Source organism: Secundilactobacillus silagei JCM 19001, assembly GCF_002217945.1.
Taxonomy (GTDB): domain Bacteria; phylum Bacillota; class Bacilli; order Lactobacillales; family Lactobacillaceae; genus Secundilactobacillus; species Secundilactobacillus silagei.
The window spans coordinates 209353-231457 of record NZ_BCMG01000003.1 but is presented as its reverse complement, the minus strand read 5'-3'; the positions used below and the strand labels follow the sequence as shown (position 1 = coordinate 231457).

The following is a 22105-nucleotide window of genomic DNA, read 5'->3' as shown; positions in this document are numbered from 1 at the left end:
AATGTTTACCGGAATTATTAAAGGTATGGGTCACGTTGTGGCACTAGAACGATTGGCCGATACCGCTAAGTTAACAATTGCTTCACCGCTATTGACGGAACTGGCACCGCATGCTGGTGATAGTTATGCCGTTAATGGTATCTGCTTGACGGTGACTGCGGCAACTGTTGATCAAATCACCGTTGAAGTGATGCCTGAAACCAGTCGATTGACGAATTTAAAACAGTTAAAAAGGCATGACCGCGTTAATTTGGAGCCAGCGTTGGGTGCCTCTGAACGGTTAGATGGGCATTTTGTATTAGGTCACGTTGATACGACCGCGAAACTGATTCAACGTGAGGCAGATCAAAATGCGGTCATCTTAACGTTTATGATTGCGCCAGAGTACGGTGATTATATCGTTAAAAAGGGATCAATCGCTATCGATGGCGTCAGCTTAACCGTGACCCAAACGGATGCGCAACGGTTCAGTGTGAGTTTGATTCCATATACCCAAAACCAAACAACGCTGGGAGACCGGCAAGTTGGGGAGCTAGTCAACATTGAAACGGATGTTTTGGGAAAGTACGTGGTAGCGATGCAGCGAAAGGAAGCAATTCAATGACAAATCAAGCATTGATTCAAAAAATTGAAGCAGCTATTGAGGCACTTAAACAAGGTAAGCTGATTGTTGTGGCAGATTCATTGGATCGTGAAGCTGAAGGCGACATGGTGGGGCTGGCTGAATACGTTTCGCCCGCAACCGTCAATACCATGGTCACTAAGGCCCGGGGACTTCTCTGCGTGCCAATGAGTGCAGAAATTGCACACCGATTGGATTTGAAACCGATGGTAACGGATGCAACGGATGCGTTTGGGACGGCCTTTACGATCAGTACTGATGCACGGACGACCAGTACTGGAATTTCAGCTTATGATCGGGCAACCACCATTCAGGCCTTGGCTCAGACGGATAGTCAGTTTGCTGATTTTTATCATCCAGGTCATATTTTTCCTTTAATTGCGCGGGATAACGGTGTGTTAGAACGCGATGGGCATACGGAAGCGGCCGTTGATTTGGCAAAGTTGGCGGGTAGCCAACCGATTGCCTACATTTGTGAAATCCTAAAAAAAGACGGTACGATGGCTCGCCGTAAGGACCTTAAAGCCTATGCCGAAGGAACCCAGATACCCATGATCACCATTCCGGAATTACAGCGGTATCGACAACTTAAAACCATTGAAACGATTGCTAACGTTCAGTTACCTACAAAGTACGGCAATTTTAAACTGAAGGCCTTTAAGACAGGTGCGGACAGTGAGCCGACCTTACTCATTACAAAAGGGAATATCAGCAGTGATGAGCCGTTATTACTGCGGCTTCATTCGGAATGTTTAACGGGTGATGTGTTTGGCTCGAAACGCTGTGATTGCGGTGCTCAATTGGCTGAAGCACTGAAACGAATTGAGCAAGCTGGTCGTGGGGCGGTACTGTATCTACGCCAAGAAGGCCGTGGTATTGGCCTTGCTAATAAGTTGAAGGCCTATGAACTGCAGGAACAAGGCCTTGATACAGTTGAGGCTAATTTACGCTTAGGTCTGCCTGCTGATGACCGCAATTATGGTCTGGCAGCGGCTATTTTACGGCAAGAAGGTGTCAAAACGGTTAACTTGATGACGAATAATCCGGATAAAATTCAGCAATTAGAACAGCATGGCATCCATGTTAATCAGCGAATCTCACTTGAAACGGGGTTAACGCCGGAGAATAAGGCGTATTTGACGACTAAAAAGAATAAATTTCATCACCTATTAAAGGAGGTTCAATAAATGAATATTTTAAATCATTCGAGAATTAACCATGAGTTTAAAATCGGTATCGTGGTGGCGCAATTCAACGCACTGGTAACGGAAAAGTTGCAACAAGGGGCAGTTTCACAGTTAGAAAAGTATGGTGTGAGCGATGCCGATATCACAGTAGCGACCGTTCCTGGTGCTTTAGAGTTACCACGGATAACTAAAAAGTTGGCGAACAGCGGTCAAGTAGACGGCATCATCGCGCTTGGTGCCGTGATTCGCGGTGAAACGTCGCATTACGATTACGTTTGTGCGGAGACTGCTAACGGGGTGGCACAGGTATCCTTGAACGGACCGGTACCGGTCATGTTCGGCGTTTTAACCACTGATAATATCGAACAGGCAATTAGCCGTGCTGGTGGCAAAGGTGATAATAAAGGTGCCGATTGCGCGGATGGCTTGGTTGAAATGCTTAATTTGGAGCAACAGCTTTAACTTAAAAAGGCGCTTAATATATAGTAGAAATTTACGATAATAGTAAAGCGGACGGACATTAATCGTGTCCGTCCGCTTTATGCATTAAAATGTTTCACGTGAAACATAGATGCTAGAAATTAGCCTTATTTGTGCTGCAAATTATTAAAAATTTCCTGCATATTAGTTTCGATTTGATTCAGTTCCGTGGAGTAGTCTTTTAATTGATCGCCGTATTTTTCAACTTTTTTCTTATCGACATTGGTTTTATAGCGTAATTTGTGTTCCAAACTGGCCCACATGTCCATGCCAACTGTTCGTAGTTGAATCTCAACGGGGGTTGAAACTGGTCCGTCAGCTCGAAAAACGGGTACGGAGACCACGAGGTGAAGGCTCCGATAGCCACTGGGCTTAGGGTGTGAGATATAGTCTTTACGTTTGATCAGCGTCACGTCAGACTGTTTAGTCAACGCTTTTTCTACCGTGTTAATATCTTCAAGATAGTTCGTAATGACCCGAATACCCGCAATATCAAAAATATTATTTTTGATATTGTCAAACGTAAAGTCATACCCCTTTTTAGTTAATTTACGAAGCAAACTTTGAGGGGATTTCATTCGGGTTTCCATATGATGAATTGGATTATGGTTATCGAGCATTTCAAATTCACTGTCAAGATTTTCAAGTTTAGTACTAAACTCTTTGGCGCCAGCCTGGCATTGCAGATAATAAACAAAAAATTGTCGAAATTCACTGGCGTTGTAATCTCCCAGCATGTGACTCATTTCTTCAGAGACCTGATCGATGTTAGGTAAATTGTTACGTTGCAAAATCATATTAATACTCCTTTGGATGTTGATGCTGTTATTCTAGCACTTAACGCTGATACGAGTGAAGTTAAGACTAACATGTGAATATTTTTTAACTTGATAGCCGACTTTACAATCCAGAGACTAGCACTTAAACTTAAACAAATGTATTTGGGGGTGAGATTTTGGAACTGAGATTACTGCGTTATTTTTACACGATTGCAGAGGAGGGCAATATCTCCAAAGCAGCCGCAATCTTACATATTACCCAACCCACTTTGAGCCGGCAGCTAAAACTCCTCGAAGACGAATTGGGGACAGCGTTATTTATTCGTGAACATCATCATTTAACACTTACGGACGCGGGGCTATTCCTGCAAAGTCGGGCGGCCGAGATTCTGGAACTCTCGCAGCAAACTACCTTGGCATTCGAAACCCGTAAACAGCAGTTATTTAGCGGCAACATTAACATTGGCTGCGTTGAAGCGGATAATTCCGATACTTTATCCATGATACTAGAAGAATTCGTTCACGATTATCCGCAGGTGACCTTTGATATCTTTAGCGGTACCAGTGATATCATCAAAGAACGGCTGGATAAGGGGTTACTGGATGTGGCGATTCTCTTGCAGCCAGTGGATACGGAAAAGTATCAAACGCTGACTTTACCACGACGTGAACGTTGGGGGCTATTAGTCTCTTCAAGTTCCTCGTTGGCACGGCAAGCCTCAATCTCACCAACTGACCTGGTGCGGACACCTTTAATCCTATCCGGCCGACATGAGGTGCAGGACATGCTCAGCCACTGGGCACAGGCGCCAATTTCAAGATTACGAGTCAAAGGGCACTTCAATCTCTCCTTTAACGTGATTTCACTGGTTGCCCACGGGGTTGCACCAGCCTTAATGATCGAAGGTGCTATTAGTGGGCGTAAGCCCAAAGAAGTTAGCTTCGTTCCGTTAGCACCAACAATTGAGACTAATTGTGTGTTGGTTTGGCGACGTGAACGGATTTTAACGCCCGTTGTTGATCAGTTTATTAAGAAGTTTAAAGATAGTTTTCAAAATTAATTCTGAAACGGCTACTATGCTCATTAAGCATGGTAGCCGTTTTTTTAAGCATTAGACGAATGCTAATTTTCAACCTAAACTAAGCCTTGTTGAAGTCACAGGGTAATGTAAAGGAGAAAAACATGACAATTAAAAATAAAATCGTGCTGATTACTGGTGCATCATCTGGTATTGGTGAAGCGACTGCCAAGCTGTTAGCCAAGCACGGAGCCAAGTTAGTTTTGGGTGCCCGTCGCGCAGGTAAGTTACAGACCATTGTCGATGGCATCCAGCAAGCTGGTGGTCAGGCCATCTATCGGGTAACCGATGTGACGCAGCCAGCAGACCTAACGGCATTAGTGGCTGCTGCGCAAGAGGCCTTTGGCGAACCCGACGTGATTTTTAACAACGCGGGTATCATGCCAACGTCACCGATCAGTGCCCTGAAAACGGCTGAGTGGAATGACATGATCGACATTAATTTAAAGGGCGTGTTAAACGGAGTTGCGGCTGTTATGCCAATCTTTACCAAGCGGCGGTCAGGTCAGATCATTACGACTTCTTCAGTTGCCGGCATCAAGAGTTTTCCGGGCTCGGGTGTCTATGGGGCAACCAAGTTTGCGGTTCGTAATTTAATGGAAGTTATCCGGACGGAATCCGCTCAAGAAGGAACCAATATTCGCACCGCCACCCTGTATCCAGCAGCCATCAATACCGAATTACTGCAGACCATCACGGATCAGTCGGCGCTGACTGGCATGAAACAACTGTATGCCAAAGTGGGCATCACACCGGACGCCATTGCCCGGGTAGTGGACTTTGCGATTGATCAGCCGGCAGACGTGAATGTGAATGAATTTACGATTTACCCGACAAAACAAGCCTAGGAGGCAATTAATATGGATAGAAATGAACAGCTTAAAAATAGTATTTTTCCACTAGGAGATAAAAATGAGGCTTACGCGCAGTACTTTGTGGGTCAAAGCTACTTACAGAGTTTAGTGAATGACCCAGCTGTAAACGTGGGTGTTAGTAACGTTACCTTTGAACCCGGCTGTCGCAATAACTGGCACATTCACCACGATGGTTTTCAGATTTTACTCGTTACTGGTGGTCGCGGCTGGTATCAAGAAGCGGGAAAACCAGCTCAGAAACTAACTGCTGGCGACGTTATTGTGACCCACGATGGCGTTAAACACTGGCATGGTGCTGCTAAAGACAGCTGGTTTGCTCACGTTGCAATCACCGCGGGAACGCCCGAATGGTTGGAACCGGTGAGTGACGCTGACTATGATGCATTAGATTAGGAGGGCAATACAATGGTAGAAAAACAAACAGCTGGCCGTGATAATTTAGGTGACTTCGCACCGCAGTTTGCCGCTTTGAACGACGATGTGTTATTTGGCCAAGTCTGGTCACGCGAAGAACAGTTGCCAGCTCGGGATCGCAGTCTGATCACCTGCGCGGCATTAATGGCACAAGGGTTATTTCCACAATTAGAAGCCCACATGAAAATCGCCAAAAAGCACGGTGTGACGAAAACTGAAATGGTGGAATTAATCACTCAATTAGCTTTCTATACCGGTTGGCCCAAGGCGTGGTCAGCGTTTGGCATTGCGCGAACGGTTTTTGAACCGGCCAAGTAATTGTCCCAAAAGAGGTTTCTAGCTTGACTTCATCATAATTAAGCGTAAAATATTCCCCAACTAATGGACGCTTGAAGGGAGCTGGGCATATGAAACGAACTTGGATGATTACAGGAATGAGCAATAGTTTTGGTCAGCGATTGATTCAAAACCTCATTAAAAAGGGGAAGCAGGCTACTACTAATGCCCAGAACGAATTAAAAATTAAATCACAGGACCAAGGTCGAGTTGATTTAATGATTAACTTACGCGGTTAAGCATTTAATTTTAATAACTAATGAAGAGGTTGAACCCAATGCGGTTCAGCCTCTTTTTAGAGTGGATTAAATACAAAACTGGATAGAAGATGTATAATGTGCATAAGTGAACAATCATGCTGAGTGAGCACGCATTCATTAATTTGAAAGTAAGCTGGCGATAGTGATGAGTGATGAAAATCGAGACGCAACAAGGCCTTTAGCTGAACTCTTGAGCGATTTGAAAACGAATGAAGCAGGCCTTAGTGAAGATGTGGCAGCCAAACGATTACAAACATACGGTCAAAATACGATTCACCGGCAAAAGCAGCAATCACAGCTAGTGATTTTTTTGAAGAACTTTACCAGTCTGATGGCGATCTTACTGTGGGTCAGCGGTATTATTGCGATGCTAAGCGGTTCCGTGGAACTGGGGATCGCCATTTGGGCAGTCAATATCATTAATGGGGTTTTTAGTTATTGGCAGGAGCATCGGGCAGCTAAGGCAACGGATTCACTGATGGCCATGCTGCCAACTTACACGCGGGTTCATCGGGACGGTAAAGTTAAACAGATCGACGCATTGGACCTCGTCCCCGGCGATGTGTTTGACCTTCAAGCCGGTAATGCGGTGCCAGCGGATGCCAGATTGATGGCAGCGACTTCGCTGCAGGTCGATCAATCGGCGCTGACCGGTGAAACGGTACCAGAGTTAAAAAGCGTTGAATTTACACCCGGTGAAGGGAAATACTCTGAATCAAACATTGTTTACGCCGGCACCGCGGTGGGTGCTGGTACTGCAGAAGCGGTGGTTATTGCTACAGGCATGAACACTGAATTTGGTAAAATTGCGTCGTTAACTGAAAAGCAGAGTAACATTACCAGTCCCTTAACACTGGAACTGAATCGATTGACGAAGCAGGTCTCCATCATTGCAATGATTATTGGGGCCTTGTTCTTTATTACCGCTATTTTCTTTGTTCATTATCCAATCAATAAATCATTTATTTTCGCATTAGGCATGATCGTGGCGTTTATCCCAGAAGGCTTATTACCAACTGTGACCCTATCATTAGCGCAAGGGGTGCAGAAAATGGCGAAACGTCACGCGCTAGTCAAGGATCTAAATAGCGTGGAGACGCTTGGCGAAACCACGGTGATCTGTTCCGATAAAACGGGGACATTGACGCAAAACCAAATGACGGTCAATCATATCTGGCTGCCAACGGGGGAGTTTACCGTCTCTGGTCAGGGCTATGTTAATAATGGCCAAGTCCAGCAACATAATCAGCCGGTGGCTAAAACTGGTACGCCGGATTTAAACCGGTTGATTTCAATTGCTGCGCTGAATAACGATACGCAAGTTGAAAATGATACGAAATCAAAGAAACCCAAGATTTTAGGCACACCGACTGAAGCAGCTTTAGTGATCCTCTGTCAAAAAGCGGGTTTCAATACCAAACAGCACTTAAAGATCATGCCGCGCGTCAAGGAATTACCGTTTGATTCACGTCGTAAGATGATGACCACGATTCACCAAGAAAATCAGCAGCTTGATATCTACGTCAAGGGGGCTTTGAGTGATCTGCTGGGACAATGTACCATGATTCAAGAAAATGGGATTGCCCGGGAAATAACTGACGCGGATAAGCAAGCTATCAATGCCGCTAACAAGAAATACGCTGTACAAGGGCTACGGTCACTTTCCTTTGCCTATCGGGCAGTACCGTTTAAAAACCAAGACCAAGTTGACGGTCTAGAAATTGCTAACGCTGAAAAACAACTGACTTTTGTGGGCTTAACGGCGATGTCTGATCCGCCGCGTCCGGAAATTTATGATGCCGTGAATAAGTGCCATGAAGCGCAAATCAAGATCATTATGGTGACTGGTGACAGTCAATTGACCGCTAAATCAATCGCGGTTCAGATTGGCTTAACTTCTAACCAGGTCCGGGTGGTCACGGGGACCGAACTGGATAAGATGAGTGATGCCGATTTGAAAGTAGCCTTAAAGGGGGAAATCATTTTTGCCCGGGTGGCACCGGAACAGAAGTATCGAATCGTATCGACCTTGCAGACCATGGGTGAAGTGGTGGCTTCCACCGGTGACGGTGTGAATGATGCCCCAGCCTTGAAGAAGGCCAACATCGGGGTAGCCATGGGAATCACTGGTACGGATGTGGCGAAGGATGCCGCAAATATGATCTTAACGGATGATAACTTTGCTTCGATCGTGGCCGCCGTTGAAGAGGGTCGGGCCGTTTACAGTAACCTGCAAAAGTTCCTGCTCTACATTCTGAACTCCAACATGCCAGAAGCGGTACCGTCAGCGTTATTCCTGTTTAGTCGCGGGTTGATCCCGTTACCCTTGACCATCATGCAGATCTTAACGGTTGATCTCGGAACGGATATGCTGCCAGCACTGGGACTCGGTTCTGAAATGGCCGAACCAGGCGTGATGAAGCAACCGCCGCGGGCCCGTAATGCCCATCTATTGAATAAGCGTATTTTATGGAAAGCCTTTGCTTGGTACGGCGCAATTGCTTCCGCGGTTTCCACATTGGCGTACTTCTTTGTTAATATCCAAGCTGGCTGGCCGAACCAAGCGCTGCTCTCAAGCGGCATTGGGTACAGTCGGGCCACGACGATGACGTTGGCAGCCATTATTTTCTGTCAAATTGCGGCTGCTTTGAACTGCCGAACCAAGGATGAGTCGTTATTTAAAATCGGCTTGTTCAGCAACCCTATGATCTGGACGGGGATTATTTTTGAAATTATCCTGTTAACGGTCTTGTCGTACACACCGGTTCTGCAAGGGGTGTTTCACATGACGCCGCTGCTAGGAACTGATTGGCTGTTCTTATGCATTATTCCAATTCCAATCGTATTAATTGAAGAACTTCGTAAGTGGCTCTTGAGAGTGAGAAGACGGGCAGTAACCAATTAAGGTAACAGTGGGTCCCCGTTGACAAATCTTTTGAGGACTTGTAAGGTAGTGCATTAGTTAGTATTGTCAATTAAGTTAACATAATTTGATCATGAGTCAGTCTTAATTTTATAAGAGAGAAGGCAGTTACGTGTTAGAAAAAACCGTTTATCGACAATTATTGAGCCATGCATTTGATATTCCAATTTCAGTGACTTACTGGGATGGTAAGGAAGAAACTTATGGTGAAGGCGAACCGGTCGTTAAAGTCCGGATGAATGAAGAACTTCCGTTGAAGAGTTTTACTGACAAGCCAACCTTGACGTTAGCTGAAGACTATATGCGGGGTGCTCTTGAAATTGATGGCAGTATTGAAGAACTGGTGGCCTCTGCTTACCGGACAGACCATAGCTTTTTGACGAATAACCCATTTATCAAGCATTTTCCAAAGGTCTCACATTCTGAAAAGAATAGCGAAAAAGACGTTCAGAGTCACTACGACATTGGTAATGACTTCTATGAAATGTGGCTGGATAAGACGATGACGTATTCATGTGCCTACTTCGAACATGATGACGACACCTTGGAAGAAGCCCAGTTGAACAAGATGCACCATATCTTAAACAAGCTGAAGACGGAACCTGGCAAGCGCCTATTAGATATTGGTAGCGGCTGGGGAACGTTGTTGTTCATGGCTGCTGAAGAATACGGCTTGCAAGCTACTGGGATCACGCTTAGTCAGGAACAATACGACTATACGCAACAGCAAATCAAAGACCGTCACCTTGAAGGCAAGGTTAACGTGTTGCTGGAAGACTACCGTGAAGTGGATGATCAATTTGATTACGTCACTTCCGTTGGGATGTTCGAACACGTGGGTAAGGAAAACCTTGGCCTGTACTTCAAGAAGGTGGCCGATTTTATGAAGCCTAATGGCCGTGCCCTGATTCACGGAATCACTGGTCAACATGAAGGTGCTGGGGTCGATCCGTTTATTACTAAGTACGTCTTTCCTGGTGGCTACATTCCAAACGTGGCTGAAAATCTGAAGCACATTATGGATGCTAAATTACAATTTTCAGACATTGAACCGTTACGTCGGCACTATCAAAAGACCCTGGAAATGTGGTATCAAAACTACAAACAGGTTGAAGACAAGACCGCCGAAAAGTACGGTAAAGAATTTGCTCGCATGTGGGGCATGTACCTGCAGGCTTGTGCCGGTTCATTTGAAGGCGGCAACATTGATGTCATGCAGTACCTACTGGTTAAAGCACCCAGTGGCACTGGCTTACCAATGACCCGTGAGTACGTTTATGAAGCTGACGATAAAAAGGCAGCGCAAAACGCTTAAAGTTTAGCAGATCTCAAACATAGGTGGTAAAAGACGAGTTGCCTGAATTTTGAAGGCGACTCGTTTTTTGCTGCTGATCATTTACAAAATTGTTAGTAAGTTGCTATGATGATCTTAGACACATCTAAAAGGGGCGATAGGTTGGTATCAATTCAGGTCCTAGAAGCGTTTATTCGCGGTAAAGTCAGTGATGAAAAGTGTGAGGATACCATCGTTAATACGGCGGATTTTATTGCCATTGTCGATGGCGTTACCAGTAAGTCGCACTTTAAGTATCAGGGTAAAACCACTGGCAAATTAGCGTCCACCATGATTGCGGGTATTCTTGAACGCATGCCTAAGGAAACGAGATTGCCAGAGCTGATCAAACAAGTCAATCAGCGTTTCGCGGCATTTTATCAGCAAGTTGATTTTACGGCTGATCCTAAGAGTCAGGGGTTACAGGCGGTCGCGGTCGTTTATTCCCGGTATTACAATCAACTGTGGCAGGTCGGTGACGCCCAGATTAATCTGGATGGTCAGTTACTGACCAATCCGAAACCAAGTGACCTGGTATTATCGGATATGCGCAGTTTAATTTTACGGTTATCTCCCAATAGTAACCAGCAGGCAGATCCCGGTCGTAAAGCGATTCTGCCGTGGATCTTAAAGGCCACGCAATTTGCTAATTCAGACGACAGTGAGTGGGGCTATAGTATTTTTAATGGCCAGCCCATTCCCGAAACACTGTTGAAAGTTTATCCGTTAACGGATGGACCTCACCAGATCGTTTTGGCCAGTGATGGCTATCCGAAAGCAGCCAGAAATTTAGCGGCATCGGAAGCCGGCTTAGATGAAGTGTTAAAAAACGACCCCAGTTGCAGCCACACTTATCGGTCAACTAAGGGGCTTGTGGCGGGTAACCGATCCTTTGACGATCGCAGTCTGATTCATTTCGTGGTTACCCCAGAACAATAAAAAAATTCTCCTAGACTTAGTCTGGGAGAATTTTTTTAGTTATTGCTTACCAAGAAGCCTTGCGAACACCTGGAATTTGGCCAAGGTGTGCATATTGGCGGAAGTTCAGACGAGACATATTGAATTTCCGCATGTAACCGCGTGGACGGCCATCTAGGCTGTCCCGGTTACGCAGGCGGTTAGGGTTAGAGTCCTTTGGCAGTTGTGCCAATGCCTCGTAGTCGCCTGCAGCCTTTAATTCGCGCCGAACCGTGGCATATTTTTCGATCAGCTCACGTTGCTTGTTATATCTTGCAATCTTTGATTTTTTGGCCATGTTTTCCTCCAATGACTTAGTGATGTTGCTGTAATTAAACTCATTAAGTAATTGCGGTCAATGGTGTTAGTAGTATTTATCCGCCACAACAATATTACTAATTTACCAATAATCGTTCAAAATTGCTACTAATTCGACTTGATTTAATTAAACTGTAATAATTACGCTTTACGGTTAACGCCCGGTTACGATATGTATGTTAAAATAATGATTGTCAATTTAATGTACTACGAGTGTTATTTAGCTGAATAATAGCCTTTTAGCGTGCAAAACTAGTTGCGATTGGAAGGCTTTTTTGTTGAAAAGAGGAGAGATTTTAATGGGTAACACAAAACCCAGTGGCTTATTTTTACTCTGGATGGGTGCGGCGATTTCGATTGCCGAAATTGTGACCGGGACGCTAATTGCGCCACTGGGATGGAAAAGTGGTCTGCTGGCAATCTTTATCGGGCACGTGATCGGCTGCTTTGTCTTTTTACTGCCGGCTGGTTATTTATCAGCACAGCAGAACCGAACGGCGATTCAAGCGACTAAGACGGTTTTTGGTAAGCAGGGGGTCTGGTTATTTTCAGGCCTCAACGCCTTACAGTTACTTGGTTGGACGGCGGTGATGATCGTCAACGCCCAGTTAGCGATGAACGGATTGTCAAAGACGTTATTTAACTACCATTCAGTCTTGGTGATGTCGTTGATCGTGGCCGTGCTGATCGTGGTATGGCTGCTGATGGATCACGACTGGCTGTTTAAAGTCAACAACGTGATCGTCGTGTTGCTAGCAATTGGCATGGTGTTGATGCTGTGGACCATTGTCAAAGAGGGTCGCTTGCAAAGCAGTGCTAACCTCTCACCGTTGAGCTTTGGCAGCGCGGTGGAACTGAATGTCACCATGGCCTTGTCCTGGCTGCCACTAATTGGGGACTATACCCAGCATACTGACCATCCCTTTAGAGCTAGCATGGCCAGTGTGAGCGGCTATTTTGTTGCTAGTTTTTGCATGTTTTCACTGGGACTATTCACCGTTATTTTAACTGGGCAATCCGACTTCACGACGGTGCTGTCGCATTCCAGCATGGGTATGATTGCACTGCTAGTCATCGTGTTTTCAACGGTGACGACAACCTTTATGGATGCCTTTTCGGCGGCAACGAACGTGGCTAACTTGGTCAAAACCAAGCGGGTCAACCTGATTGCGATTGGGGTGACGATTTTAGGCCTACTGATTGCCTTGTTTGTTTCGATGTCGTATTACCAGAACTTCTTGTATGCGATTGGGGCGGTCTTTGCACCACTGTTTGCGATTTTATTCGTGAGCGTCTTTTTGATGCACCAGCGCTTGTCAGTACCGCTGAACTTTATTTGGTGGTTGATTGGCGTAGTGGGCTATTCATGGCTGCAGAAGTTAGATTTCTTCTTGGGCACCACCTTCTTCTTGCTCTTAGTATTGGGTTTAGGCGTGTACCTAACCGGATTAGTCACGAAAAAATACCCGTTGATGACGGATTAAATTTGAGAATATGAAAAGACAGCCAGATTTCCTAAGTTTTAAGGGAAACTGGCTGTCTTTGTTTTACGCAAGGTTGTTTAAATGAGGTGGTAATGATTATCTGTCAATTCAAAACGATCCTTTAAACCAGACGTCATGGCGACTTTAAAGTCACGAGTAACAAAAATCGCGTCTAATCCCGGCTGTTTTTCAATCAACGGAATCCCCTTATCGATATCCTGATAAAAGGCTTCGGTCGTCCAGATATCACCGTCGATGGAAACGTCACTCACAATGGTGACACTTTCCAAGTCATTTTGAATGGGGTAACCGGTCTTGGAATCAAACATATGATGGTAGTTATGACCATTAATGACAAGGTAGCGTTCATAGATGCCCGAAGTCACGATCGATTTGGCGGGGGTGGTGAGAATGCCTAACGCAGTGTGACGCTGTTTGAGCGGGTTTTGGACACCGATGCGCCATAAACCATTGGGGCGCGCGCTGTCACCAACCAGTAAGATATTACCACCTAGGTCAATAATGCCGCTTTCGACGCCCATGGAAATCCACAGGTCCTTGATGGCATCGGCAATGTAGCCCTTAGCGATAGCTCCCAGATCAATTTCCATACCGGGTTTGGTGAGAAAGACCGTTTGCTGATCATCATCCAAGTGAATATCGTTGGGGTCAATTAATTGGAGCCGGTTTTTAATCTCGGTATCGGCTGGTAAATTAGCGCCGTCAAAGCCAATTTTCCATAACTTAACTAATGGGCCAATAGCGGTATTAAAGCCCAGTTGCCACTTGCTGACGGCCACCGCGCGTTTAATTAGCTGATAGGTAATTTTAGAGACCTGAACGGGTTGCTGTCCCGCCGCGTGGTTAACGGACATGACTTCAGAGACGGGTCGGTTGACCGTCAAAATGTCTTCGTAGTGTTTGATCAGACGGTTACCTGCATCGAGATCAGCAGCCGTTGCCGGTTCACTTACCGAGAGGGTGATAACTGTTCCTAAGCCATAATATTGTTTTTGAATCATCTAGGGGTCACGCCTTCCATAAAGTTCTTATAGATTTAAGATAACACAAAACCGCGCTGGCTGATATATGCAGTCAACGCGGTCGGTCTTCTATCGTGAAACGTCTAGATTGTGAAACTATATGAGTCGCAAGTGGGTCGTTTATCGAGTCGTTTTGATGATCCTTATGAAGAGTCGATTACTTGATGAGTAAAAAATGAGCAAAAAACGATTGTGGTTCATAAGGGTAATCAAGCATTATGTAGTCGTTTCTTTCATCCGCATACCCTCCGTTTCATATTAAAGATAGCTATGTACGACAATTTGAAACTAAGTGTAAGTCACCTCCATTGAATGGATTGAAGTTACTATAACATTAAAAATAGATGAGTGCAACATTAATATAAGGTTAAATGGTCGAAAGGTGGCATTACTTATTCAAGTTATGAAAACTTGCCATTTAGCGCTGAGCGGCGTACCTTAAAAGTTAGGTTAAAGAGTAAAAGAGAAGAGAGGGTCAAAAAGTGAAAGTTGAAAAACTGGAGAACTTGACTGCAGCTGATCAGAAGGCGCTAATGAGCATTTGGCTCGCCGGTAACTTAGACGCGCACCCGTTTATTGCTGCTAAATACTGGCAAAATCAGGCCAAAGAAGTTGCGCAGCAGTTATCTCAGGCTACCATTTACGTGGTTCAGCAAGAGGGTCAGATCATTGGCTTTGCTGGGATGCAGATGCATTATTTGGCGGGATTGTTTGTTAAACCAGGTTATCGTAACACTGGTATCGGCAGTTTGCTGTTATTTGCCTTAAAATCAGACTATCAGCAAATTAGTCTAGCCGTTTATGAAAAAAACGAAAAAGCCGTCCGTTTTTACCGGAAACATGACTTTGCTGAAAGTGACCGGGTAGTGGATCCGGATACGAATGCAGTTGAACTTAAAATGAAGTGGCGTGTGTAAGTGATCAACGCCTGTGACAGGTGTGAGTTGATTTAGTAAAGAGCCGGTAGATTTCCTAATTAAGGGAATTTATCGGCTCTTTAAAGTGAAATCAGCTTAATCTATGACAGCTACAGACGACTAAAATTAATTCTCTTTTGCTTATCCTTAGCCTTACCCACTGGAAAAGAATTATAATAGATAGGTAAATCAACGAAATCTAAAACAATAAAATTTTGATTTTCTAGGGGGATACGACATGGGAATCATTCTGGTATTTATCTTTAGCCTCATGACTGTTATGGGCGGACTGTCATGGTGGTATGCAGCTCATTATAACGGGTTAGTAGGCACAACCAAGATACTCACGATTATCAGTGTGCTTGGGTTATTATTTAGCTTTGGCTACGTTTATGAAAAGGGCTGGGTCAGACCTAAGCAGACGCAATCGACCTCAACTAAAAATAACGTCAATTCCAATCTCTATTTTGCTCAAAAGAGTTCAGAGTCTGAGTCGATCAGGCAGCAGCATCAAAATGAACAGAATATTTTGCAGCAATTACAGAAATCGTATGGTAAAAATGTCGGTGATGTGAGCTTTGATCAGGACACCAAGACCTATACGGTAACACCCACTAATGCGAAATACATCCAATCGGTCACGACGATGTGGAAGTATCCTAAAACCAATGCTAAGTCAATTAAGACGATGTCAGCTAACTACGTGAAAATGTCGCAGTCAATCGATCAGTCATTGAAGGGCAGTTATACCCTGCAAGTGAAACGGTCTAAAAACGGTCCAGTGATCCTGTCTATTAAAAACGGGCAGGCCACCGTTATGAATGAGAGTAAGCAATAGTAAATCCATATAAAAGGCGCAATGATCAGTTGTCGTAACTGGTCATTGCGCTTTTTGAGTACAGCTATTTAGTCGTGCCAGAAATGGCAGCCGCTTTTTGCTGGTCATAAATGATGCGCGTTTGCTTCGTCACCCGGGTCATAATGAGGTAGTAATGGGCATTAATATCGGAACGGTAACCACCGTAATAGTGGCCGTTAATTTTGTAAGGCTGGATGCGGTGATTAAAATTGTAATTACTCAGTGATAGCTCACTGGCCATAATGACGTTAGCATCACCATACTGAACGGTCTTTACGGGGTAGAGTTTTAACCCAAACTGTTCACCTTGTGCCTGGCTGGTAGCGGTTAGCGGGTAGGCAACTGGTGCTGCGTAGTTGCTAGGATTATCGTGGATTGCTTGATTAATTTTCAAATACTGCTGTAACGCCTTGATTTGTGACGGTTCGCCATTGTTTTTTCGTAGCCGTTTTAAGTCAGATTTAATACCCGCAATATTATTGGCAGCTTGAGTTTGCTGAGCAGTAACGCCAGTGCGAAAAGCTTCCCGGTCCTTATTTTTCGCCCATTTGATCTGGTTAGCAGTCGACATTTTGGTCAATTGTTTTAAAGGGACCTGATGCTTACCAGTTGGCAGCATATAAGTAGTCGCTTTCCCTTTTTGAAGGACAAAGATCCCGTTAACAGCGGAGTTGGCAGTGACCTGAGCTTGCGCTTGAGAAAAATGATACCAAATACGCGGTCGGGCAGTTTGGCCTGATTTGATCAACGCCAATTTAGTGACTGGCTGGGTCTGAACCTTTTGATTGCCGCAAGCGGTTAAGAAAAGGCCAATCAATAAAGCCATACTCCCAAATAATAAGTGTTTAATACGCAGCAAAGGATTCCCTCCTCAAAATGAACCTAATTTAAAAGTCAATTCTACTATAAAACGGGACATAATAACATGAATGCGATTAAATAAGCGATAAAATAGGAAATCATTTATAAAAGCGATTACAAAAAATGTGTGTGAAAATGTAAACGAAATTAAAAAAATTCATTTTAAGCATATAAAATAGAAACTCAAGTGAAAATGGCCTATAAATACCGATATAGCAATATTATAAGCAAATATAATAGGCTTACGAATGTTTGACTATAATATGGTTTATTATTATCCTATGTATGTTAGTGAATAATATCACGATGGTGCATTTATTGTTACTTATATAGCAGTCACAAATACAACGGAGGTCACAAAAATGTCAGACTACAGAATTGAATCAGATACGATTGGTGAAGTTAAGATTCCCGCTACCGCACTTTGGGGCGCTCAAACCGAAAGAAGTCGTAACAACTTCCCAACTGGCGAAAAGATGCCACTGGAAATTATCAAGGCCTTATTACAGATCAAGAAAGCCGCAGCTATTGCCAACAAAGAATTAAAGAACATTGACGGTGCTAAAGCTGATTTGATCGTTGAAGCCATTGATACTTTATTGGCACTTGATGATGAGGACTTACGTAAGGACTTCCCATTGGTTGTCTACCAAACTGGTTCAGGGACTCAAACCAACATGAACGTCAACGAAGTCGTGGCTCACCAAGCTGGTAAGCTTAACGCTGACATTGAGATCTTACCTAACGATGATGTTAACAAGGGCCAAAGTTCTAACGATATCTTCCCAACCGCAATGAACATTACGGCTGCTAAAGCTGTTAGCCGTTTGGAAGACTCAACTCAACACTTGATCGACGAATTAAAAGTTAAGCAAGAAAAGTACTGGAAGACGGTTAAAATCGGCCGGACCCACTTGCAAGATGCTACCCCATTAACCTTTGGCCAAGAAGTTTCTGGCTGGGCCAGTGCCTTGGAACACGATTTGGATTACCTGAAGACCTTAGGCAAGACTTTGAGTGAACTCGCAATGGGCGGTACTGCCGTTGGTACTGGTTTGAACGCCGCTCCTGGTTTTGCTGGCATCATTGCTGACAAGATGGGTGAACTTTACGGTCTCCACTTTACAGCTGATACCAACAAATTCTACGGTTTAGCTCACCATTCAGGTTTAAACGTGGTTCACGGTGCAATTAAGACCTTAGCTGCTGATCTGATGAAGATTGCTAACGATGTGCGTTTCTTAGCTTCAGGTCCTCGTGCCGGTTATGGCGAATTAAACATTCCAGCAAACGAACCTGGTTCATCGATCATGCCTGGTAAGGTCAACCCAACTCAAGCCGAAGCCATCACCATGGCTGCCGTTCGGGTTATGGGTAACGATGTCGTCGTTGATATGGCATCTAGCCAAGGTAACTTCGAAATGAACGTTTACAAGCCAGTCTTAATTTCAGCCTTCCTTGAATCAGCAGAATTATTGGAAGGGACCATGCGCGGTTTTGCTGACAAGATGATCCATGGCTTGAGCGTTAACTCAGACCGGATGGAAGAATTAGTTGATCGCTCATTGATGACGGTGACTGCCTTATCACCACACATTGGCTACCACGAAAGTGCCACGATTGCACAAGAAGCCTTAGCTGAAGGCACTAATTTGAAGGAAGCCGCTTTGAAGTCTGGCTTACTGACCGAAGAACAATACGATGCTTGGGTTATCCCAATCAACATGACCAACATCGACCAAAAGTAAATTAAAATCACTGTTAGACTAAGAATAGGAGCAAAATAATGGCTGAAAAATTTCATTTTCAACCAACCCCACTCACGCGGCTGCGCAAGCACTACGACGTGATTGTGATTGGTTCAGGTGCAGCTGGTATGACGGCTGCCATTCAGGCACACGAGTTAGGTTTAAAGCCCGTTATTCTCGAAAAAATGGATAAACTCGGTGGTAACACTAACCGGGCTTCATCAGGGATGAATGCTGCGGAAACTAACGTTCAATTACAGCACCACGTGGTTGATAGTTACCAGGAATTCTACGACGAAACCTTAAAGGGTGGCGGCGGCAAAAACAATACTGAATTATTGAAGTATTTCAGTGAACACGCTGCTTTAGCCATCGACTGGTTAGCTGATCACAACATTATCTTGGATGAACTCACGATTACTGGTGGGATGAGCAAGATGCGGACCCACCGGCCTCATTCCTTGGCCGCAATTGGCGGTTTCCTGGTGACTGAACTGCTCAAGCAAGTGCAAAAAGCACGGATTCCGTTATTTGCAGGATTAAAGGTCACTGAATTAACCACTGATGACGCGGGTAAGGTAACTGGTGTGCGTGCCACAACTGGTAAGCAAAGCGGTCCGCTGACAGCGGATGCCGTTGTTTTAGCTGCCGGTGGTTTCGGTGCCAACCAGGAGATGCTGACGAAATATCGTCCTGACCTAAAGGGGATGAACACCACTAACCAACCAGGTGCTACCGGTGACGGTATCAAGCTGGCAGAGGCGTTAGGTGCTAAGCTGGTTGACATGGACCAAGTTCAAGTTCACCCAACTGTTCAACAGGATACTCCACACGCTTACCTCATTGGTGAAGCCGTTCGTGGCGAAGGTGCCATCTTAGTTAATAAGCATGGCGACCGGTTCGTCAACGAATTGGATACCCGTAAGAACGTGACGGCTGCCATTGATGGTTTAAAGGAAAATGGCGCTTATCTGATTTTTGATCAGGGGATTCGTGACCGTGCTAAAGCGGTGGAATTCTATGACTCAATCGGGTTAGTTCATACTGGTAAGTCTTTGGACGATCTAGCTGGCCAATTAGGCTTTGATGCTGCAGCTTTGAAGAAGGCTGTCGCTGACTGGAATACTGCGGTTGCTGATCAAAACGATGCAGCGTTTAACCGGACGACTGGGATGGAACGCGATATTTCGACGGCACCATTCTTCGCCATTCATATTGCACCAGCCGTTCACTATACGATGGGCGGGATTGCCATCAATCACAAGACAGAAGTGCTTAACGATGATGGTAAAGCCATCAAGGGGCTCTATGCTGCCGGTGAAATTGTTGGTGGTCTGCATGGAAACAACCGAATCGGCGGTAACTCGATCGCTGAAACGGTGATCTTCGGTCGTCAAGCCGGGGAACAAGTTTTCAACTACATTAACCAAAAATAGCCCGGACTAAGGGACTAATAAATCAACTAATAGACTTCGCGGAAATAATTCCGAGAGGTCTATTAGTTTATCCAAATATGATTTGAAATATGGTAGCGTTATTTCGCTTTAAACCAGCAAGAACAAGTGATTCACTAGAAGTATACTAAACATAGAGGGGTGATTTTTTGAAAGTCAGCGTACCATACGGGAAAGATGGAAAATTTAATATCGATGTTCAAGATTCACAGTTAACGGGTGTTTTTAATCCCAACAAGGTTGAGAAAGTTAACCAGGATTTGGCGATTGATGAAGCTTTAGCTAATCCCTTTGACTCAGAGGCATTTGAGCAATTTATGGATACTGATGAGCGCGTTGTTTTTATTGTCAATGACGGGACGCGGCCAACACCAACAGCTAAGATTTTGAGTCATATTTATCCGAAGATTAAGGACAAAAATATTTACTTTATTATTGCCACAGGGGTCCACCGGGCACCCACTGAAGAAGAGTATAACTTTATTTTTGGGAAAGCGATTTATCAAGATCTGAAAAAGAAGCACCGGATTCACTGCCATGATTGCCGAAAAGATGCCATGAAGTTCCTTGGTAAATCCTCCAACGGGACTGAAATGTACATCAATAAAATTGTGGCGGATGCTGATAAAGTGGTGCCAATCAGTTCAATTGAACCCCATTACTTTGCCGGCTATACGGGTGGTCGTAAATCGTTTCTGCCTGGGGTGGCGTCATATGACACCATTTCTCAGAACCATTATTTAGCCTTGCAGGACTCAGCTAAGGCGTTAGCATTGAAGGGAAATCCAGTCCACGAAGATATGATGGACGCGATGCACGTGTTAAAAGACATCCATATCTTTGCCATTGAAATGGTGCTGGATAGCAGCCATGAAATTTATGCCGTTACGACGGGTGATCTGTCGAAATCATTTTACGCTGGTATTGATAAAGCCAAAGAAGTCTACGGTGTGCAGATTCCGCATAAGGCGGACATTGTCATTTCGGTGGCACCGTATCCCATGGATGTTGATCTTTATCAGTCACAAAAGGCGCTTGATAACGGTAAATTAGCTTTGAATAAGGACGGTATTTTAATTTTAGTTGCGAAATGTCGGACGGGAATTGGGCCTAAGCCGTTTTATGATCTGTTAAGTTCAGAAAAGGATCCCCAAGCGGTGCTGGACAAGATTCATGCGAGTTGGAAGCTGGGGTATCATAAAGCCGCTAAAATGGCGCAAATTGATACCTGGGCACAGACTTGGGCGGTAACTGATCTCACTGACGAAGAAATGAGAAACGTGCATTTTAAGCCATTCCACGACCTTGAAAAAGCCTACGCTGCCGCTGTGGCAGAGAAGGGTGACGACGCAAGTGTCATTGTACTGCCAGCTGGATCAATGACGGTCCCCGAAGTGACGCAGTAGCTTTCAGGAGGCACTTATGGGACAGGATAAGATGATCAACATTTTAAGAGCGGTTGAACGACACGAGATCGACGTTGACGCAGCCATGAAAAAGTTGACTGAGAAGGGAAAGGGGCTGTCTTTTGCCGATCTGGATTTAGAGCGGCAGCAACGAACGGGTTATCCCGAAACGGTTTTTGGCGAAGGTAAGACGGCTGAACAGATTACAGCAATTATCGAAAAATTTCGGGAAAACGAGCAAGTGGTGTTATGTACCAGAATTTCTCCCGCAAAAGCCCAGTCTGTGTCCCAAAAGATCGCGCAGACCAAATACTATCGAACAGCACGTTGTTTAGTGGTTGGCAGTCCGATGACGCCACCGTCAGATTCGTATATCGCAATCGTGAGCGCGGGGACCTCGGATATCCCGATCACTGAAGAAGCGACTGTAACGGCCGAAACGTTTGGTAATCGTGTCGAACGGGTTTATGACGTGGGGGTTGCTGGCATCCACCGCTTGTTTGAACACTTAGACGTTATTCGCGGGGCTAAAGTCGTGATCGTTGCGGCTGGAATGGACGGCGCGTTAGCCAGTGTGGTTGGTGGACTAGTTGCCAGTCCCGTGATTGCGCTACCGACAAGTATTGGTTATGGCAGCAGTTTTAACGGCCTCAGCGCACTTTTAACGATGTTAAACAGCTGTGCTGAAGGGGTAACGGTCGTGAACATTGATAACGGCTTTGGGGCCGCTTATTCTGCCAGTTTAATTAATCATATGTAGATGAATTGAG

General features: G+C 44.8%; 22 protein-coding genes. 18 read left to right on the top strand and 4 right to left on the bottom strand.

Annotation, left to right across the window (positions count from 1 at the left end; all coding sequences use genetic code 11):
* Nucleotide 1 precedes the first annotated feature (1 nt).
* From CES79_RS04225 to ribH, 3 genes are read left to right on the top strand one after another with little or no spacing between them, the layout of a single operon-like run.
* The gene (locus tag CES79_RS04225; RefSeq protein WP_054655260.1) at nt 2–604 is read left to right on the top strand and encodes a riboflavin synthase; all 603 of its coding nucleotides are present in this window, start codon (nt 2–4) and stop codon (nt 602–604) included.
* Complete coding sequence (ribA, locus tag CES79_RS04220; protein ID WP_089136406.1) at nt 601–1809, top strand: GTP cyclohydrolase II; 1209 nt, start codon at nt 601–603, stop codon at nt 1807–1809. The genes CES79_RS04225 and ribA overlap by 4 nt, the downstream gene beginning before the upstream one ends.
* A complete protein-coding gene (gene ribH, locus CES79_RS04215; RefSeq protein WP_054655262.1) occupies nt 1810–2271 on the top strand; it encodes a 6,7-dimethyl-8-ribityllumazine synthase in 462 nt (153 codons plus the stop codon).
* Nucleotides 2272–2396: 125 nt separating this feature from the next.
* On the opposite strand, the gene CES79_RS04210 is transcribed toward ribH, so the two are convergent.
* Nucleotides 2397–3086, bottom strand: coding sequence for a GTP pyrophosphokinase (locus CES79_RS04210; RefSeq protein WP_089136405.1), 690 nt, complete (start codon nt 3084–3086; stop codon nt 2397–2399).
* A gap of 158 nt (nt 3087–3244) precedes the next feature.
* Here CES79_RS04210 and CES79_RS04205 point away from each other — a divergent pair, with 158 nt between their 5' ends.
* The 8 genes from CES79_RS04205 (at nt 3245) to CES79_RS04175 (ending at nt 11227) form a co-directional block, all read left to right on the top strand.
* Nucleotides 3245–4129 carry a LysR family transcriptional regulator gene (locus tag CES79_RS04205; RefSeq protein ID WP_089136404.1) on the top strand — a complete coding sequence of 295 codons (885 nt, stop codon included), beginning with the start codon at nt 3245–3247 and terminating at the stop codon, nt 4127–4129.
* Nucleotides 4130–4251: 122 nt separating this feature from the next.
* Entirely contained in the window at nt 4252–4995 is a 744-nt protein-coding gene (locus tag CES79_RS04200; RefSeq protein ID WP_054655264.1) for an SDR family oxidoreductase, read from the top strand.
* A gap of 12 nt (nt 4996–5007) precedes the next feature.
* On the top strand, nt 5008–5415 hold the full coding sequence (locus CES79_RS04195) for a cupin domain-containing protein (RefSeq protein WP_054655267.1): 408 nt from the start codon (nt 5008–5010) through the stop codon (nt 5413–5415).
* 12 nt (nt 5416–5427) lie between these two features.
* Nucleotides 5428–5754, top strand: a complete 327-nt coding sequence (locus tag CES79_RS04190; protein ID WP_054655269.1) for a carboxymuconolactone decarboxylase family protein — start codon at nt 5428–5430, stop codon at nt 5752–5754.
* Nucleotides 5755–5843: 89 nt separating this feature from the next.
* Nucleotides 5844–6011, top strand: a complete 168-nt coding sequence (locus CES79_RS12815; protein ID WP_159459457.1) for a hypothetical protein — start codon at nt 5844–5846, stop codon at nt 6009–6011.
* Between the two features lie 166 nt (nt 6012–6177).
* Nucleotides 6178–8937 carry a cation-translocating P-type ATPase gene (locus tag CES79_RS04185; RefSeq protein WP_054655271.1) on the top strand — a complete coding sequence of 920 codons (2760 nt, stop codon included), beginning with the start codon at nt 6178–6180 and terminating at the stop codon, nt 8935–8937.
* 130 nt (nt 8938–9067) lie between these two features.
* Nucleotides 9068–10270, top strand: coding sequence for a class I SAM-dependent methyltransferase (locus CES79_RS04180; RefSeq protein WP_089136403.1), 1203 nt, complete (start codon nt 9068–9070; stop codon nt 10268–10270).
* Between the two features lie 141 nt (nt 10271–10411).
* Complete coding sequence (locus tag CES79_RS04175) at nt 10412–11227, top strand: hypothetical protein (RefSeq protein ID WP_089136402.1); 816 nt, start codon at nt 10412–10414, stop codon at nt 11225–11227.
* Between the two features lie 46 nt (nt 11228–11273).
* Here the strand turns inward: CES79_RS04175 and rpsN are convergent, their stop codons facing one another.
* Nucleotides 11274–11543 carry a 30S ribosomal protein S14 gene (gene rpsN, locus CES79_RS04170; protein WP_089136401.1) on the bottom strand — a complete coding sequence of 90 codons (270 nt, stop codon included), beginning with the start codon at nt 11541–11543 and terminating at the stop codon, nt 11274–11276.
* 319 nt (nt 11544–11862) lie between these two features.
* Here rpsN and cytX point away from each other — a divergent pair, with 319 nt between their 5' ends.
* A complete protein-coding gene (gene cytX / locus CES79_RS04165) occupies nt 11863–13047 on the top strand; it encodes a putative hydroxymethylpyrimidine transporter CytX (RefSeq protein ID WP_089136400.1) in 1185 nt (394 codons plus the stop codon).
* 77 nt (nt 13048–13124) lie between these two features.
* Here the strand turns inward: cytX and CES79_RS04160 are convergent, their stop codons facing one another.
* The gene (locus tag CES79_RS04160) at nt 13125–14069 is read right to left on the bottom strand and encodes an FAD:protein FMN transferase (RefSeq protein ID WP_089136399.1); all 945 of its coding nucleotides are present in this window, start codon (nt 14067–14069) and stop codon (nt 13125–13127) included.
* A gap of 503 nt (nt 14070–14572) precedes the next feature.
* Between CES79_RS04160 and CES79_RS04155 the strand changes: the two genes are divergently transcribed.
* Both CES79_RS04155 and CES79_RS04150 read left to right on the top strand, forming a co-directional pair.
* The gene (locus tag CES79_RS04155; protein ID WP_089136398.1) at nt 14573–15007 is read left to right on the top strand and encodes a GNAT family N-acetyltransferase; all 435 of its coding nucleotides are present in this window, start codon (nt 14573–14575) and stop codon (nt 15005–15007) included.
* Between the two features lie 238 nt (nt 15008–15245).
* Complete coding sequence (locus CES79_RS04150; RefSeq protein ID WP_054655279.1) at nt 15246–15845, top strand: hypothetical protein; 600 nt, start codon at nt 15246–15248, stop codon at nt 15843–15845.
* Nucleotides 15846–15909: 64 nt separating this feature from the next.
* Here the strand turns inward: CES79_RS04150 and CES79_RS04145 are convergent, their stop codons facing one another.
* Nucleotides 15910–16725 carry a hypothetical protein gene (locus CES79_RS04145; protein ID WP_089136397.1) on the bottom strand — a complete coding sequence of 272 codons (816 nt, stop codon included), beginning with the start codon at nt 16723–16725 and terminating at the stop codon, nt 15910–15912.
* 364 nt (nt 16726–17089) lie between these two features.
* On the opposite strand from CES79_RS04145, the gene CES79_RS04140 reads away from it, so the two are divergent.
* The 4 genes from CES79_RS04140 to larB all read left to right on the top strand — a co-directional run bounded on the left by CES79_RS04140 (nt 17090) and on the right by larB (nt 22095).
* Nucleotides 17090–18475 (top strand): class II fumarate hydratase, encoded by a 1386-nt coding sequence (locus tag CES79_RS04140; protein ID WP_054655285.1) that lies wholly within the window; start codon nt 17090–17092, stop codon nt 18473–18475.
* A 38-nt stretch (nt 18476–18513) separates the two neighbouring features.
* A complete protein-coding gene (locus CES79_RS04135) occupies nt 18514–19911 on the top strand; it encodes a flavocytochrome c (protein ID WP_089136396.1) in 1398 nt (465 codons plus the stop codon).
* Nucleotides 19912–20078: 167 nt separating this feature from the next.
* Nucleotides 20079–21335 carry a lactate racemase domain-containing protein gene (locus CES79_RS04130; protein WP_089136395.1) on the top strand — a complete coding sequence of 419 codons (1257 nt, stop codon included), beginning with the start codon at nt 20079–20081 and terminating at the stop codon, nt 21333–21335.
* A gap of 16 nt (nt 21336–21351) precedes the next feature.
* Complete coding sequence (gene larB, locus CES79_RS04125; protein WP_089136394.1) at nt 21352–22095, top strand: nickel pincer cofactor biosynthesis protein LarB; 744 nt, start codon at nt 21352–21354, stop codon at nt 22093–22095.
* The last annotated feature ends 10 nt before the right edge of the window (nt 22096–22105 follow it).

Excerpts from the sequence above, each read along its gene's own strand:
- rpsN (WP_089136401.1), bottom strand. The coding sequence starts at position 11,543 with ATGGCCAAAAAATCAAAGATTGCAAGATATAACAAGCAACGTGAGCTG.
- CES79_RS04135 (WP_089136396.1), top strand. The coding sequence starts at position 18,514 with ATGGCTGAAAAATTTCATTTTCAACCAACCCCACTCACGCGGCTGCGC.
- CES79_RS04190 (WP_054655269.1), top strand. The coding sequence starts at position 5,428 with ATGGTAGAAAAACAAACAGCTGGCCGTGATAATTTAGGTGACTTCGCA.
- CES79_RS04160 (WP_089136399.1), bottom strand. The coding sequence starts at position 14,069 with ATGATTCAAAAACAATATTATGGCTTAGGAACAGTTATCACCCTCTCG.
- CES79_RS04195 (WP_054655267.1), top strand. The coding sequence starts at position 5,008 with ATGGATAGAAATGAACAGCTTAAAAATAGTATTTTTCCACTAGGAGAT.
- ribA (WP_089136406.1), top strand. The coding sequence starts at position 601 with ATGACAAATCAAGCATTGATTCAAAAAATTGAAGCAGCTATTGAGGCA.
- CES79_RS04200 (WP_054655264.1), top strand. The coding sequence starts at position 4,252 with ATGACAATTAAAAATAAAATCGTGCTGATTACTGGTGCATCATCTGGT.
- CES79_RS04150 (WP_054655279.1), top strand. The coding sequence starts at position 15,246 with ATGGGAATCATTCTGGTATTTATCTTTAGCCTCATGACTGTTATGGGC.
- CES79_RS12815 (WP_159459457.1), top strand. The coding sequence starts at position 5,844 with ATGAAACGAACTTGGATGATTACAGGAATGAGCAATAGTTTTGGTCAG.
- larB (WP_089136394.1), top strand. The coding sequence starts at position 21,352 with ATGGGACAGGATAAGATGATCAACATTTTAAGAGCGGTTGAACGACAC.
- CES79_RS04210 (WP_089136405.1), bottom strand. The coding sequence starts at position 3,086 with ATGATTTTGCAACGTAACAATTTACCTAACATCGATCAGGTCTCTGAA.
- CES79_RS04185 (WP_054655271.1), top strand. The coding sequence starts at position 6,178 with ATGAGTGATGAAAATCGAGACGCAACAAGGCCTTTAGCTGAACTCTTG.
- cytX (WP_089136400.1), top strand. The coding sequence starts at position 11,863 with ATGGGTAACACAAAACCCAGTGGCTTATTTTTACTCTGGATGGGTGCG.
- ribH (WP_054655262.1), top strand. The coding sequence starts at position 1,810 with ATGAATATTTTAAATCATTCGAGAATTAACCATGAGTTTAAAATCGGT.
- CES79_RS04225 (WP_054655260.1), top strand. The coding sequence starts at position 2 with ATGTTTACCGGAATTATTAAAGGTATGGGTCACGTTGTGGCACTAGAA.
- CES79_RS04140 (WP_054655285.1), top strand. The coding sequence starts at position 17,090 with ATGTCAGACTACAGAATTGAATCAGATACGATTGGTGAAGTTAAGATT.